Below are 13,721 nucleotides of genomic sequence, written 5' to 3'. Positions count from 1 at the left end.
CGCTCCGTCTGGCCCGGCCACCGCCGACGGAGACTGACATGCTCGACGAAGACGATCATCGTTATCTGGGCCAGCGCCTCGATCTGTTCCACCTCCAGGAGGAGGCGCCTGGCATGGTGTTCTGGCACGCGCGCGGCTTCACGCTCTATCGCCTCCTCGAGGAGGCGGTCCGGCGCCAGATGATGCGCGACAGCTATCGAGAGGTCCGCACGCCGCTGATCCTGCGGCAGGCGATCTGGAAGGCGAGCGGCCACTGGGACAACTTCTCCTCGAACATGTTTCGGCTGTCCGAGGAGGATCACGCCGCCGCCATCAAGCCCGTGAACTGCCCGGGTCACATGCAGATCGTGGCGCGCATGGCGCCGTCGTACCGGGATCTGCCGCTCCGGATCGGCGAGCTCGGCATGGTGCACAGGGACGAGCCGAGCGGCACGCTGCACGGCCTGTTCCGGCTGCGGCAGTTCACGCAGGACGACGGCCACATCTTCTGTGTCGAGGAGCAGGTCGAGGCCGAGGTCGTGCGTTTCGCGAGCGCGCTGCGCGACTTCTATGCCGGCTTCGGCTTCCACGACATGGCGGTCGGCTTCTCGACGCGCCCCGCCGAGCGCTACGGGAGCGACGCCGTGTGGGACCGGGCGGAGGCGGCGCTGTCCGCCGCGGCGCGGAGCGCGGGGCTCGAGTACCGCCTCCAGCCTGGGGAGGGGGCCTTCTACGGGCCCAAGCTCGAGTTCGTGCTGCGCGACCGGCTCGGGCGGAGCTGGCAATGCGGGACGATCCAGCTCGATCTCGTGCTGCCGGAGCGCTTCGACATCACCTATGTCGACGCCTCGGGCGCGCGCCGGCGACCAGCGATCCTCCACCGCGCGCTGTTCGGCAGCGTGGAGCGCTTCCTCGGCATCCTGCTCGAACATTACCGGGGCGCGCTGCCGCTCTGGCTATCTCCCGAGCAGGTCGTCGTGGTGCCGGTGACAGACGCGCAGCGCGCCTATGCCGACGAGGTTCTCGAGCGCCTCCGGCAAAAGGGGGTGCGCGCGATCCTCGACGCGGGCGACGATACGCTGTCGCGGAAGATCGCCCTCGCGCACGCCGCCTCGATCCCCCTGGTCGCGGTGGTGGGCAAGCGCGAGGCCGAGCGCCGCTCCGTGGCGCTCCGGGAGCGCGAGGGCGGACAGCAGCGCGAGCTCCCGCTCGACGAGGCTGTCGTCGAGGTCGTGCGGCGGTGTGAGCCGCAGGCCTGAGCGCGCGCCGGCGATCTCCCGGAACCAGGCGCCGGCGCGCGTGTCGTACGGATCCCCGGGGCCCTGCTCTCCCGGCCCGGGGATCCGCACGACGACCCTCACCTCACCCACGGAGCAACATGGGATCTCTGCCGCCCGGCCCGAAGTCGTTCAGCCTCGTGGACTACATCCGCTCTGGATTCATCTCCTCCGAGCCCATCTTCAAGCGCTACGCCGCCGAGCACGGCCCGACGTTCCGCGTGAAAGCTCCGAACGGGATGTTGACCATCACCGGCGATCCGGAGGCGATCCGCGCGATCTACACGGCCGACCCCGACACGTTCGGGGTGTGGGCCGCCGAGCTGGCCGAGCCGGTCTTCGGGACGAGCTCGGTGGTCGTGACGACGGGCGCCCGTCACCGGCGCGATCGGAAGCTGCTCGGGCCGCCGTTCGGCGCCGGCGCGATGCGCGGTTATGGCGAAGCGATCGCGGACATCAGCCTGGGCGAGGCCTCGCGGTGGCGCCCGGGGCGCTCGTTCTCGATGCTCGCGGCGACCCAGGCGATCGCGCTCGACGTGATCGTCCGCGTGGTCTTCGGCGTGAGGGGCGACGAGCGCGTCGGGCGGACCCGCCAGGCCGTGCTCGCGCTCATCGACTCGCTGAGCCCGAGCTTCTTCGTCATCCCCGCGCTCCGGCGCGAGTTCGGCGGCTTCGGCCCTTACGCGCGCAACCGGCGCGCGGCCAGGGCGCTCGACGCGCTGCTGGTCGAGGAGGTCCAGCGGAGGCGCGCGGCGGAGGACGCCTCGCAGGACATCCTGGGCCTGATGATGAGCGCCCGGCACGACGACGGCGGGGGCATGAGCGACGCCGAGATCGCGGATCAGCTCCGCGCGCTCCTGTTCGCGGGCCACGAGACGACGGCCATGTCGCTCGGATGGGCGATGTACTGGCTGCACCGCGAGCCCGCCGTGCTCGCGCGCCTCCGCGCCGAGATCGACGCGCTCGGCCCGTCGCCCGCGCCGGACGCGCTCGCGTCGCTGCCGTACCTGGAGGCGGTGTGTCTCGAGGCGCTGCGCATCCACCCGCCGGTGGTCGACGTCGGCCGCGTCGCGATGAGGCCTTTCCAGCTCGGGCGCTACACCATCCCGGCCGGCGAGTCCGTCGCCCCCTCACCGCTGCTCCTGCACGGCCGCGAGGATCTCTACCCGTCGCCCAAGCGGTTTCGCCCCTCCCGCTTCCTCGATCGGAAGTTCTCTCCGTTCGAGTTCATCGCCTTCGGCGGCGGCGCCCGCCGGTGCCTGGGCGCGGCGTTCGCGATGTACGAGATGAAGGTCGTCCTCGGCACGATCCTCGGGAGATACCGGCTCCGGCTCGAGAGCCAGGCGCCCATCCAGCACGTGCGCCGCGGGCTCACCATGGGGCCGAGCGGGGGCATGGCGATGATCCTGGAGGGCGAGCGGGAGAGGCCCAGGACGGCGGGCGGCGGCGCAGCGGCGGAGGGCAGCCAGGCGGATCCGGCCCTTCAGGGCGTCGCGTCGAGGCCCGCAGCGCGGTGCCCTATGGGCTTCTCCTGAGCGGGGCACCCCCCTCGCCGCGCACTCCGGCCGGCGAGGGGTCTCGCCGGCCGTGCGAACCCGCTTGACGATGTTAGTTAGCCTTACTAACTATTGGGGGTGACCGACACGCTGACCGTCTTCACCACGCTGCTGCTCGCGCGGATCGCTCGCGTGGATCGCACCGCCTTGCAGCTGATCCAGGGGCGCCTCGCCGCGCGGGGGGTCACGCTCGCGGAGTTCCGCCTGATCGGCGCGCTGCTCGGAGAGCGCGTGGGGCTCACCCAGCGCGAGCTCGCCGAGCGGCTGCAGATCACGGCCGCGTCGCTCTCGGCCCTCGTCGGCCGCCTCGAAAAGAAGGGGCTCGTCGAGCGGACCCCCGACGAGAGCGACGCGCGCGCGTTCCGCGTGCGCTGCACACGTCAGAGCGCGGAGTACGACTGGGCCCAGGACGTGGTGGTCGAGGTGGAGCGCCGCGCGACGCGGGGCATCCCGGCCGCGGAGCTGGAGACGACGAGGCGTGTCCTCGCCGACATGATCGGCAATCTCGAGATCGACGACACGCCCGTGCCACCGATGAGGAGGAGAGAGAAATGAAGCTCGCACGCGCCCTCGAGTCCGTTCGTGCGAATCCGCGAGCGGGCGGCGCTCTTCGCGCCCACGTCCTTCGAGCAGCCCCCGACCCGCGCGGAGACGATCAGCTCGCTTCGACCTGATCCGGCGGTGGATCGGCCCGTCGCCACGCCGCGCTCGCCCGCTATCGGCGAGGGATCCAGGCCCGGAGATGCGGGGCCGGCTTGTGATCCGGGCGAGCGGCTCCAGATTGTCCTTACACACCTACTGTACGAGGAGAGCCATGCTGCAGAAACCCATCGAAGGTGCGTGTTTCCTGTGCGAGGCCAGCGCGGCGCGCTGGAACGATCCGGCGGCGGCCGGCGATCCATCGGAGGCGGGCCGCGAGAAGGAGGGCCTCGCGCGGCGGCTCGACGAGCTCAGGAAGGGGGCGTGCACCCCCGAGGAGCTCCGCTCCCACCTCCTGCAGATGTGCGCGATGTGCCAGAAGGTGCTGATGGATGTGGGCGAGGGCGCGACGAAGGAGGAGGTCATCTCCCGGCTGGAGTACCGCGTCGCGCGCCTGCGGGACGTGGCGCGCGCCGAGGGCGGGGCCGCCGGCTGAGGCCGCGCCGAGGCGATCGCTGTCCGCGATGGAGAGGACAGCCGACGTGCAGGCGAGGCGACAAGGACGGATCACGGACGTCCTTGTTATGCGATGTCGCGGCGCCGCGAGCGCTCTCGTGCCGTCCGGACATCGCGGCAGAGGCGGCGAGGCGCCGCGCGGAATCGTGGGGCGAGGCGCGCGGGAGCCGGGCGAGCGGCGCCGGGAAATTCGCGTGCGGGGGGGTGGGATCACCCACTACGCTGGGCACCTCCTCGAACCGCGAAGGCTACCATGAGCGATGACATCGTTGAGCTGACCACGAAGCACACGTACGGCACCTGGCGCGCTCAGCGCGGCTGGAAGCCGATCCACGTCACCCGCGCGGAGGGATGCGCGTTCTGGGATGCGTCCGGCAAGCGCTATCTGGACCTGTCCTCGCAGCTCATCTGCTCGAACCTCGGACACCAGAACGAGGCCGTGATCGAGGCGATCTGCGCGCAGGCGAGGCAGCTCGCCTACATCAGCCCGGCGCACACGTGCGAGGTGCGGGTCCGGGCGGCGCAGAAGCTCCTGGAGGTGATGCCGAAGGGGCTCGACAAGTTCTTCTTCGCGACGTCGGGCACCGAGGCGAACGAGGCGGCGATCAAGATGGCGCGGCTCTACACGGGCAAGCACAAGATCATCGCGCGCTATACGTCGTACCACGGCTCGACGGCGGGCTCGGTCGCGGCGACCGGCGACTTCCGCCGCTGGTTCATCGAGCCGGCCGGCAAGATCCCGGGCGTTGTGTTCGGCCCGGAGGTGAACTGCTATCGCTGCCCGCTCGGCCGGAGCTACCCCGAGTGCGGCGTCGCGTGCGCCGACTACCTGGCTTACATGATCGACCACGAGGAGAACGTGGCGGCGGTGCTGGTCGAGCCGATCGTGGGCACGAACGGCGTCCTCATCCCGCCGGCCGAGTACCTGCCGCGGATCGCCGAGGTCGCGCGCAAGCGGGGCGTGCTCCTCATCGCGGACGAGGTGATGAGCGGGTGGGGAAGGACCGGAAAGTGGTTTGCGGTCGATCACTGGGGGGTGGTGCCGGACATCCTGACGACCGCGAAGGGCGTGACGAACGCGGCCGCGCCGCTCGGGGTGGTGGCGACCTCGCGCGCGATCGCGGACTACTTCGATGACAACATGTTCGCCCACGGCCACACCTACGAGGCCCACCCCCTCACGCTGGCCCCGGTGGTCGCCGCGATCGACGAGTATCGGCGGCTCGACCTCCTGAACCGCGCGACGAAGATGGGAGAGGTCGTGGGCGAGAAGCTCCGCGCCCTCAAGGAGAAGCACCCCTCGATCGGCGATGTGCGCGGGATCGGCCTGTTCTGGGCGGTGGAGCTCGTGAAGGACCGCGCGACGAAGGAGCCGTTCAACGTGCCGCAGGACAAGGCGGCTCGGCGGCCCCTGGTGGTCGACGCGGTGGTCGCCGAGGCGGCGAAGCGCGGGGTGTCGCTCATGGGGTGGGTGAGCCACCTGCTCGTGGCGCCGCCGCTCATCATCAGCGAGGCGGAGATCGAGGAGGGGATCGCGGCGCTCGACGCGGCGCTCGACGTCGCCGATCAGAAGCTCTCGGCCTGAGGCGGCCCGAGGGCCAGGCGGCCCGCGGGGCGGTCGGGCGGCCTGGCCCGGGCCGGCGCGGCCCCCCACGGGCCAGGGGACTGGCGTGCTATGCTTGCGGGCATGACCGCACGTTGGAACGGCATCCCGACCCGTCCGCCCCGGAACACGGGGCCGATCGAGCTGCGGGACTTCGGGCCGACCGGCCGCCGGCTGGGTACGCCCGACGACTGTTACGACGGCAGCCCGTGGGAGCTGCACCGCGGGGAGCTGATCGAGCAGATGGGCAGCAAGGATATCCACGGCATCGTGATGGCCCTCCTCGCCGCCCTGTTCCGCACGCACGCGCGCGAGGGGTTCACGGTGATGACCGACGTGTACTGCGACCTCAGCGACCCGGCGGGGCCCTCGCTCCGGGCGCCGGACGTGGTGCTCGTGGGCGACCTCTCGTCGCCGCGGAACGACGCCTACCGCGGAACGCCGGTGCTGGCCGTGGAGATCCGGGGCACCCAGTCGAAGCGCTACCTCGAGGAGAAGGTGAAGCTGTACCTGGAGCACGAGTGGCCCTGGGTCTGGATCGCGCACGCGGAGCGGCGGGAGCTCGAGGTCGTGCGGCCGGGGACGGCGTCGATCACCTACCGGCCGGGCGCCGAGGTGCCGCTCCTGCCGGAGCTGGACAAGCACGGCCTCGGCGCCGTGCCGGTCGCGGCGCTGTTCGAGGAGCGCGAAGCGTCGCGGTTCACGGACGAGTGGGTGCGGGCGCGCACCCACGCGCGCGCGATCCTCGCGGTGCTCTCCGCGCGGGGGATCGCGGTGCCCGAGGCGGTGCAGGCCCGGGTGCTCGCGTGCGAGGACCCGGCGGCGCTCGGGCGCTGGCTGACCAGCGCGGCGACGGCGGCGAGCGGCGCGGCGTTCGCGGCGGCGGTGGATCGCGGGTGACGCCGGCGGCCGTCACCGGCCCGAGGGGGCCGGCGGCGGCGCCGAGCCGGGCGCGCAGGCGGCGGCGCGCCCGAGGAGCAGCTCGCGCTCGCGCGCGTTGCGCGTGAGCGACGCGGCGCGCTCGAACTCGACGCGCGCCTCGTCGAGGCGGCCGAGCTTCGCGAGGAGGTCGCCGCGCACGCTCGGCAGGAGGTGGTAGCTCTCGAGGGCGCGCTCCGAGGTCAGCGCGTCGACCACGGCGAGGCCCGCGGCCGGGCCGAACGCCATCGAGAGCGCGACGGCGCGGTTGAGCTCGACCACGGGCGACGGCGTGACCTGGGCGAGCGCCGCGTAGAGCGCCGCGATGCGCGCCCAGTCGGTCTCGGCCGCGGCGCGCGCCCGCGCGTGGCAGGCGGCGATCGCGGCCTGGAGCGCGTAGGGCCCCCGCGCGCCGCCGAGCTGCTCGGCGCGCTCCAGCGCGGCGAGGCCGCGGCGGATCAGGAGGTGATCCCAGAGGGCGCGGTTCTGATCCAGGAGCAGGATGGGCTCGCCCGACGGGCCGACCCGCGCCCTCGCGCGCGACGCCTGGATCTCCATGAGCGCGGCCAGGCCGTGGACCTCCGGCTCCTTCGGGACGAGCTCGGCCAGGATGCGGCCGAGGCGGAGCGCGTCCTCGCAGAGGGCAGGGCGCATCCAGTCGTCGCCGGCGGTCGCCGAGTAGCCCTCGTTGAAGATGAGGTAGACGACCTGGAGCACCGAGGACAGCCGGGGCGCGAGCTCGGCCCCGCGGGGGACCTCGAAGGGGACGCGCGCCTCGGCGAGGGTCCGCTTGGCCCGGACGATGCGCTGGGCGACGGTCGGCTCCGGGACCAGGAACGCGCGCGCGATCTCCTCGGTCGTCAGGCCTCCGAGCAGGCGGAGCGTGAGCGCCACCTGCGCCTCGGTGGAGAGGACCGGGTGACAGGCGGTGAACACGAGGCGCAGGAGGTCGTCGCCCACGTCGTCGTCGAGCGCGGCGTCCGGATCGGGCGCGGCCATCGCGCGCTGGGCCTCGATCTCGTGGCCGAGCTCCTCGTGCTTCCTCTCGAGCAGCTTGCTCCGGCGGAGCTCGTCGATCGCGCGGCGCTTCGCGGTGGCCATGAGCCACGCGCCCGGGTTGTCCGGGACGCCCGACTCCGGCCACCGCTCGAGCGCGGCGACGAGCGCGTCCTGCGCGAGCTCCTCGGCGAGGCCGACGTCGCGCACCATCCGCGTGAGGCCGGCGATGAGCCTGGCCGACTCGATCCGGAAGACCGCGTGGATCGCGCGATGCGCGTCGGGAGCCGTCACGGCGACCGATCAGAGCAGCTTCCTCCGTCGGCGCAAGCCCCCTCGGCCGCCGCGATCCCCCGGGGCGCGCCGTGGCTACTTCTTCGCCTCGACCTGCGCCCGCAGGCGATCCTCCTGCTCCCGGAGCTCGGGCGTGAGCGCGGGGCCGAAGTCGTCCGCCGTGAACACCTGGCGGATCTCGATCTCGGAGTCCTCGTACATGGGGTTGGGGCAGCGCTTCACCCACTCGATGGCCTCTTCCTTCGACTTCACCTCCCAGATCCAGAAGCCCGCGATCAGCTCCTTGGTCTCGGCGAAGGGCCCGTCGAACACGGTCCGCTTGTCGCCGGAGAACCTGACGCGCGCGCCCTTCGCGCTCGGGTGGAGCCCGTCGCCCGCGACCATCACGCCAGCCTTCACCAGCTCCTCGTTGAACTTCCCCATCTCGGTGAGGAGCTGCTCGCTCGGCATGACGCCCGCTTCGCTGTCCTTGGTGGCCTTGATCAGGATCATGAATCGCATGGTCGTTCTCCTTGCTTCCGTGGGGAGCCGGGCTTCCGGGCTCCGGCAGGGGTGCGTCCCTGGCTCTACCGACGCGACGAACCGGAGGGGGCAAGATCGACACGCGGGGCGATCTTTTTTGCGGATGATGATAAGTCGGCGAACTTATTGAATTTTTCGCGTTCCGACGGCCGGCTCCCGACCGGGATCTCGAGCGCCGCCTCCAGCGGCCCTCTCTCCGGGGTGCCGTGGCCGGCGCTGCCGGCGCTGCCGGGGTTTCGCTAGAAGCGGCTGTGCAGCAGCGCGCTGCCGCCGCCCGGCAAGATCGCGGGCGTGAGGGCGACCGAGGTGCGCTGCTCCGGCGTCGTCAAGAAGAGCACCAGGCCGGCGCCGAGCCCGGCGAGGCCGATGGCGCCGAGCACGGTGCTCGTGGTGGTGAGCGTCTGGCCCCGGGAGCTCAGCGACATGCCCTCGTCGCTGCACCGCGAAGGATCCGGGCACTCCTTCTCGAGATCCCCCTTCGCGCCGATCGCGAGCCCGCCCGTGATGAGGCTGCCGCCCAGGGCCGCGACGCCGACGCCGCCGACCACGAACGCGAGCGTCCGCCGCGCGCTGGAGGCGGGGGGCGGCGGGGCGTCCGGGGGCGGCGAGGGGGCCTGCGGCGCGGCGGACACGGGGAGCGGGGGCGGCGGCGCGGCGGCGACCGGCGGCGGCTCGAGGCGCACGTCCTTGCGCGCGCCCTCCGCGACCGACACGCGCGCCTCGGCCTGCCGGCCGTCCGCCCACCTCGCGACGATCACGTGGTCGCCGGGATCGACCGGGAGCTCGCTGCCGAGGCTGGCCTGCGGCATCGCGGCCCGGTCGAGGACCACCTCCGAGGGCGCCGGCGCGCCGTCCGCGATCTGCACGACCAGCTTGGGCAGGCGCGGCTCGAGCTCCGCGATGCGCTGCTGGGTGATCGGGAGGCGGGGGTCGCCGGGCGTCAGCTGCGTGAGGAGCTCCTTGTAGTGCTGCGTTGCGCTGACGAACCGCCCGAGCTCGGCCTCGCACTGCGCGAGGTTGAACAGGGTGCCGCGAGCCGGATACAGCTCCTGGCTCTTGCGGAAGAGCGGAATCGCACGGACGCAGTCTCGCGCCTCCAGGGCCGCGCGGCCCTGCTCGAAGAGCGCCTGCGCGTCGGCCGCTCTGGAGCTCGTGGGCTGCGCGGCCGCCGCCCGGCTCATCGCGCAGACGAGGGCGAACGACAGGAGGCCACGCGCCGCCGCGCGAGCCCTTGCTTGCTTCGTCAGTTCCATAGCGTTCCTGGATCCACGGGCTTCTTCGGCGGGGCCGCCGTCGGGCGCGGTGTTGGCTTACGTGGTGATGCGGTCCCGGCGCTCGCGCTCGGCTTGGGGGCGGGCGCTGGCGGAGACGCCGCTGGCCTCGCCGTGGGGCCGGCAGAGGCGCTCTCGGGGCGATCCGAGCTGACCGCAGGCCCAGGGGCCGCGGTCTCCGTGGGATCCGCGGAGGGCGCGGCCGTCGCCACGGTGGGCGCGCCGGGCGCGGCCGTCGCCGCGCCGGCGGCGACGAGGGACGCCGGAGGAGGCTCAGGCGCTGCGATCGAGGTCACGGGCGCGCCGTCGCCCGCCGGCCCGTTGGCCGTCAGCCGCCACGCGAGGACGAACCCGGCCAGCAGGCACGCGCCGGCGGCGCCAGCGAGCAGCGCCACGCGGCTCCGCGGCGTGCGCGTCCGCGTGGTGTTGCCCCAGGAGGCGTGGGGTAGCGTCGCGTGCGCCGTCTCCGCCGCCTCGCTGCCGGGCGACGACGGCGTGCCAGGAGGAGGCGCCGGCATGGGGGCCGTCGTCGCGTGCTCGGGCGCTCCGACCCACGAGGGCGACGACGCGGTGAACGCGCCGGCCGCCACGGTGGGCGCGGCCACGGCCGGCGAGGAGTCGGCGCGGGGCGCGGGCTCCGGCAGGAGCCGGTCGATGCTCTCGAACGCGAGCCTCGCGCGGTGCGTCCCGAAAGGCGCGAGCACGCGGGCGATCTCGGTCACGCTCTGGACGCGGGCGTTCGGGTCCTTCACGAGGCACCGGCTCACGAGCGCCGCGACGGCCGGGGGCACGTCCGGCCGCAGCGTCGTGACGGAGGCGGGCGTGTCCATCATGATGGCCGCCGTGACCGCGGTGACGCTGTCGCCCTCGAACGGGTGCCGCCCCGTGAGCATGCGATACAGGATCACGCCGAGGGCCCAGATGTCCGTGCGCACATCCGCGAACTTCAGGCTGCGGATCTGCTCGGGCGACATGTAATGGATGGAGCCCATGATGAAGCCGGTCGCGGTCAGGCTCGCCTCCTTGACGGAATCGCCGGTGGCGATGAACTTCGATAGACCGAAGTCGAGGACCTTGAGGAGGGGAGTCCCGTCGGGGCGGCGGGTGAGGAAGAGGTTCTTCGGCTTGAGGTCGCGGTGGATGATGCCGCGCGCGTGGGCCTCGGCGATGGCCTCGCAGGCCTGAAGGAGGTAGTCGGCCGCCTCGGCGAGCGGGAGGGGGCCGCGGGTCTGGAGCACGTGGCCGAGATCGTCGCCGGTCAGGTACTCCAGCACCATGTAGGCCGCGCCCGTGTCGAGCGTGCCCACGTCGAGGACGCGCGCGATATGCTGTCCGTCGAGGGCAGCGGCGGCGCGGGCCTCGCGGAGGAAGCGGGCGCCGGCGTCGGGGAGCGCCGCGGCCTCGGGGAGGAGGAATTTGACCGCGATGCGGCGCTCCAGGACGAGGTGCCACGCCGCGAGGACCACGCCCATGCCGCCCGCGCCGAGGACGCGCTCGATGCGGTACTTGCCCGCGAGGACGTCGCCGGGCACGGGGACGCCGGAGGGGACGGCGGGCTGCTGCGGCATGGTGGGTGGAGAGCGTAGCCGCGCGGTGGCGCAGAGTACAAGAGGCGGGCGGCCTTCGGAGCACGAGCGGCGGCGTCGCCGGCCGAGCGTGCAGGATGGCGCAGGCTACGGCTCGGCCCCGAGCCGCTCGGCGGCCTTCTTCTGCTGGAGCCGGTGCTTGATCGCCCCGAAGATGACGGGCGCCACCGAGACGAAGATGATCAGATAGACGACCCGCTCGATCTGCTTCGCGTCGAAGACCTTGCCCAGGAAGTACCCGAGGAAGGTCATCGAGAAGACCCAGAGCACGCCGCCCACCACATTGAACATCGCGAAGCGCCGGTACGCCATCTGCCCCACGCCCGCCACCACCGGAGCGAACGTCCGGGCAAACGGCATGAAGCGCGCGAGGATGATCGTCTTGCCGCCGTGCTTCTCGTAGAACTTCTGCGTCGCGATCAGGTGATCTTTGCGGAACAGGAGCGATTGCTCGCGCGTGAAGATCTTCGGCCCGGCGCGCCGCCCGATCGAGAAGCCCACCGCGTCGCCGACGATCGCCATGGTCATCAGCGTGACGTTCATCAGGAGCAGGTTCTGGAAGTTCGTCAGATTGAGTGGGTTGATGAGCCCCGCATTGACGAGCACCCCGGCCGTGACGAGCAGCGAGTCCCCCGGAAGGAAGAACCCGATGAGCAGCCCCGTCTCGGCAAAGATGATGATCATCAGGACGGGGTAGCCGCCCCACTCGAGGAGCGACTCGAGCTCCCTCAGCCTGCTGAAAAATTCACGGAGGAGTTCCACGCCCGCTCGATAGCTCACCTCGGCGGCCGCGTCGAACCCCGCGTGCACCCCCGCCCGCGCCCCCGCCGCCGGCGTCCAGCGCGGCCGCTCCCGCGCGCGCCGCCGGCCGCGACCCGCGCCCGCGGGACGCCGCGCCGCCTCGCCCGGCCCTCCGCCCGCGCCCCGGAGGCGCCCAGCCCCCGGAGGCGCCCCAGGAGACGAGCCGCCGGCCGCCCGCGACGGCGTGGCCGCGCGCGCTACCGCGCATAGCGCGCCAGGTACTCCTTGAGGTGCAGCTTTCGGGCGGCGCTCTCGGACGACATGTAACGGATCGTGCCGAAGATCTCCCGCTCCGGACCCCAGGCCCGATCGTAGCGGCCGAGCACCCAGAAGATGCCCGACGTGGAGTTCGGGTCGCGGCCGTCGAGCGCATACCGGTCGTTGAGCTCGATCATCACCTCGAGCGCTTCGCGCGGCGTCCGCGACCACTCCAGGATCTTCTTGCCCCAGAGCATGCGCAGGTAATTGTGGATTCGGCCCTCGCGGAGGAGCTCGACCTGCGAGGCGTTCCAGATCCGATCGTAGGTCGCTCCGGCGGCGAGCGCCTCGAGCGGGTAGAGGCGGGGGCGCCGGTCGCGCTCGTGCTTCGCCAGCGTCGCGAGCGCCCAGTCCGGGAGAGACTCGTAATCGGTCGGGTCGCGCTTCCACGAGAGGCGCGGCCCGTCTCCCTCGCTCGCCCCGAGCGCGAAGGCGTTGAACCCGAGCTCCCGCCACGTGACGAGCTGCTCGAGGAACGCCTCGGCCGAGGCGCTCATCCCCCAGAACCCCTCGCGGCTGCCGCTCGGCCTGACGACGCCGCCCTCGGGGCGGCCGAGCCGCTCGGCGCGGAAGCGCTCGCGCCGGGCGACGGCGGCGAAGGCCTCGTGCGCCCCGAGGTGGCCGAAGTGCAGGTACGGCGACAGGCCGCTCGCCGCGCCGGCGTCGGGGTGATCGCGCCCCTCCAGGTAGCGCGGGAGCCGCTCCGCGACGAAGCGCGCGAGCTCCTCGCCGGCCGCCTCCGGGCCGCCCCGGCGCGAGACCGGCGCGACGGTGTGATCGATGGGGAGCGCGGCGAGCGCGGCAGGGTCGCCCTCGAGCAGCGCCGGAGAGGCGGCCGGCCACCGCCGCGCGATCGCGCGGGGGAGCGGCGCCGCCGGCCGGAGCCTCGCCTTCTTCAGCGGATCGACCGCCGGCTGCGCGCCGAGGTGCTCGCCGATGACCCGCTGCCAGAAGATGCGGAACGAGCGCGCGGTCGTGAACACCCGATCGGCCGCGCGGATCGGCAGGAGTCCGTTCGAGTCCACCTGCTCCAGGCGGACGGGCACCTGCCGCGCGGCCGAGGCGACCATCCGGGGGAGGAAGAAGCACGGGTAGTCGTCCGTCACGACCACGCACGCCCGCGCCGCGAGCGCGCCGAGCAGGCCCTTGCCGGCCCCCGCGGCGGGCTCGACGTACGGGTGCGCGAGGACGCCCGCCGCCGCGAGGCGGCGCGCGTTGTCGGCCATGCCGTCGATCACGAAGCGATGGTGCCTGTCGCTCGCCCAGCGGTAGCCGCACCGGAGCGCCTCCAGCACCACGAGCGGCCGATCGAGCGCCAGCGACCAGGCGACCGCGCGCTCCAGACCGAAATTGTACCGGGTCCGGCGACTCGCGATCATCCAGTAAAGCACGTAATCGCCGTCCTCGCGGACGGGCATCGCGTTGCGGGTGCGGAGCCGGAGATCGGGGACGCTGCTCGAGATCACGAGAGCTCCTAGCACGGCGCGGCAGGGGCGCGCAGATCC

Annotated in this window: 12 protein-coding genes; 6 read left to right on the top strand and 6 right to left on the bottom strand. The window is 72.7% G+C overall.

Features of this window, described 5'->3' with window-relative positions; genetic code table 11:
- Positions 1–38 precede the first annotated feature (38 nt).
- The 6 genes from thrS to WME98_RS09040 all read left to right on the top strand — a co-directional run bounded on the left by thrS (position 39) and on the right by WME98_RS09040 (position 6,470).
- Positions 39–1,238, top strand: coding sequence for a threonine--tRNA ligase (gene thrS, locus WME98_RS09065; protein ID WP_437950911.1), 1,200 nt, complete (start codon positions 39–41; stop codon positions 1,236–1,238).
- Positions 1,239–1,357: 119 nt separating this feature from the next.
- The gene (locus WME98_RS09060; RefSeq protein ID WP_437950910.1) at positions 1,358–2,791 is read left to right on the top strand and encodes a cytochrome P450; all 1,434 of its coding nucleotides are present in this window, start codon (positions 1,358–1,360) and stop codon (positions 2,789–2,791) included.
- 99 nt (positions 2,792–2,890) lie between these two features.
- Positions 2,891–3,367, top strand: coding sequence for a MarR family winged helix-turn-helix transcriptional regulator (locus WME98_RS09055; protein WP_437950909.1), 477 nt, complete (start codon positions 2,891–2,893; stop codon positions 3,365–3,367).
- A 259-nt stretch (positions 3,368–3,626) separates the two neighbouring features.
- The gene (locus tag WME98_RS09050) at positions 3,627–3,947 is read left to right on the top strand and encodes a hypothetical protein (protein WP_061622141.1); all 321 of its coding nucleotides are present in this window, start codon (positions 3,627–3,629) and stop codon (positions 3,945–3,947) included.
- 273 nt (positions 3,948–4,220) lie between these two features.
- Positions 4,221–5,552, top strand: a complete 1,332-nt coding sequence (locus WME98_RS09045) for an aminotransferase family protein (protein WP_437950908.1) — start codon at positions 4,221–4,223, stop codon at positions 5,550–5,552.
- 102 nt (positions 5,553–5,654) lie between these two features.
- Positions 5,655–6,470 carry a Uma2 family endonuclease gene (locus WME98_RS09040; protein ID WP_437950907.1) on the top strand — a complete coding sequence of 272 codons (816 nt, stop codon included), beginning with the start codon at positions 5,655–5,657 and terminating at the stop codon, positions 6,468–6,470.
- 12 nt (positions 6,471–6,482) lie between these two features.
- Here the strand turns inward: WME98_RS09040 and WME98_RS09035 are convergent, their stop codons facing one another.
- The 6 genes from WME98_RS09035 to WME98_RS09010 all read right to left on the bottom strand — a co-directional run bounded on the left by WME98_RS09035 (position 6,483) and on the right by WME98_RS09010 (position 13,682).
- Entirely contained in the window at positions 6,483–7,778 is a 1,296-nt protein-coding gene (locus WME98_RS09035) for an RNA polymerase sigma factor (RefSeq protein WP_437950906.1), read from the bottom strand.
- Between the two features lie 75 nt (positions 7,779–7,853).
- Positions 7,854–8,279 carry a YciI family protein gene (locus tag WME98_RS09030; protein ID WP_437950905.1) on the bottom strand — a complete coding sequence of 142 codons (426 nt, stop codon included), beginning with the start codon at positions 8,277–8,279 and terminating at the stop codon, positions 7,854–7,856.
- Between the two features lie 260 nt (positions 8,280–8,539).
- On the bottom strand, positions 8,540–9,553 hold the full coding sequence (locus WME98_RS09025) for a tetratricopeptide repeat protein (RefSeq protein ID WP_437950904.1): 1,014 nt from the start codon (positions 9,551–9,553) through the stop codon (positions 8,540–8,542).
- The gene (locus tag WME98_RS09020) at positions 9,544–11,139 is read right to left on the bottom strand and encodes a serine/threonine-protein kinase (RefSeq protein ID WP_437950903.1); all 1,596 of its coding nucleotides are present in this window, start codon (positions 11,137–11,139) and stop codon (positions 9,544–9,546) included. Before WME98_RS09020 ends, WME98_RS09025 begins: the two co-directional genes overlap by 10 nt.
- Before the next feature lie 105 nt (positions 11,140–11,244).
- Positions 11,245–11,919, bottom strand: coding sequence for a VTT domain-containing protein (locus WME98_RS09015; protein ID WP_437950902.1), 675 nt, complete (start codon positions 11,917–11,919; stop codon positions 11,245–11,247).
- Positions 11,920–12,155: 236 nt separating this feature from the next.
- The gene (locus tag WME98_RS09010) at positions 12,156–13,682 is read right to left on the bottom strand and encodes a deoxyribodipyrimidine photolyase (RefSeq protein ID WP_437950901.1); all 1,527 of its coding nucleotides are present in this window, start codon (positions 13,680–13,682) and stop codon (positions 12,156–12,158) included.
- Positions 13,683–13,721: the final 39 nt, after the last annotated feature.

The sequence above is a fragment of the Sorangium sp. So ce296 genome (assembly GCF_051529605.1).
Taxonomy (GTDB): Bacteria; Myxococcota_A; Polyangia; order Polyangiales; family Polyangiaceae; genus Sorangium; species Sorangium cellulosum_D.
This window is presented reverse-complemented; position numbering and strand designations above follow the sequence as displayed.

What these genes read in the sequence shown, in the direction of transcription:
- thrS (WP_437950911.1), top strand. Translation starts at nt 39, where the DNA reads ATGCTCGACGAAGACGATCATCGTTATCTGGGCCAGCGCCTCGATCTG.
- WME98_RS09060 (WP_437950910.1), top strand. Translation starts at nt 1,358, where the DNA reads ATGGGATCTCTGCCGCCCGGCCCGAAGTCGTTCAGCCTCGTGGACTAC.
- WME98_RS09050 (WP_061622141.1), top strand. Translation starts at nt 3,627, where the DNA reads ATGCTGCAGAAACCCATCGAAGGTGCGTGTTTCCTGTGCGAGGCCAGC.
- WME98_RS09045 (WP_437950908.1), top strand. Translation starts at nt 4,221, where the DNA reads ATGAGCGATGACATCGTTGAGCTGACCACGAAGCACACGTACGGCACC.
- WME98_RS09040 (WP_437950907.1), top strand. Translation starts at nt 5,655, where the DNA reads ATGACCGCACGTTGGAACGGCATCCCGACCCGTCCGCCCCGGAACACG.
- WME98_RS09030 (WP_437950905.1), bottom strand. Translation starts at nt 8,279, where the DNA reads ATGCGATTCATGATCCTGATCAAGGCCACCAAGGACAGCGAAGCGGGC.
- WME98_RS09025 (WP_437950904.1), bottom strand. Translation starts at nt 9,553, where the DNA reads ATGGAACTGACGAAGCAAGCAAGGGCTCGCGCGGCGGCGCGTGGCCTC.
- WME98_RS09020 (WP_437950903.1), bottom strand. Translation starts at nt 11,139, where the DNA reads ATGCCGCAGCAGCCCGCCGTCCCCTCCGGCGTCCCCGTGCCCGGCGAC.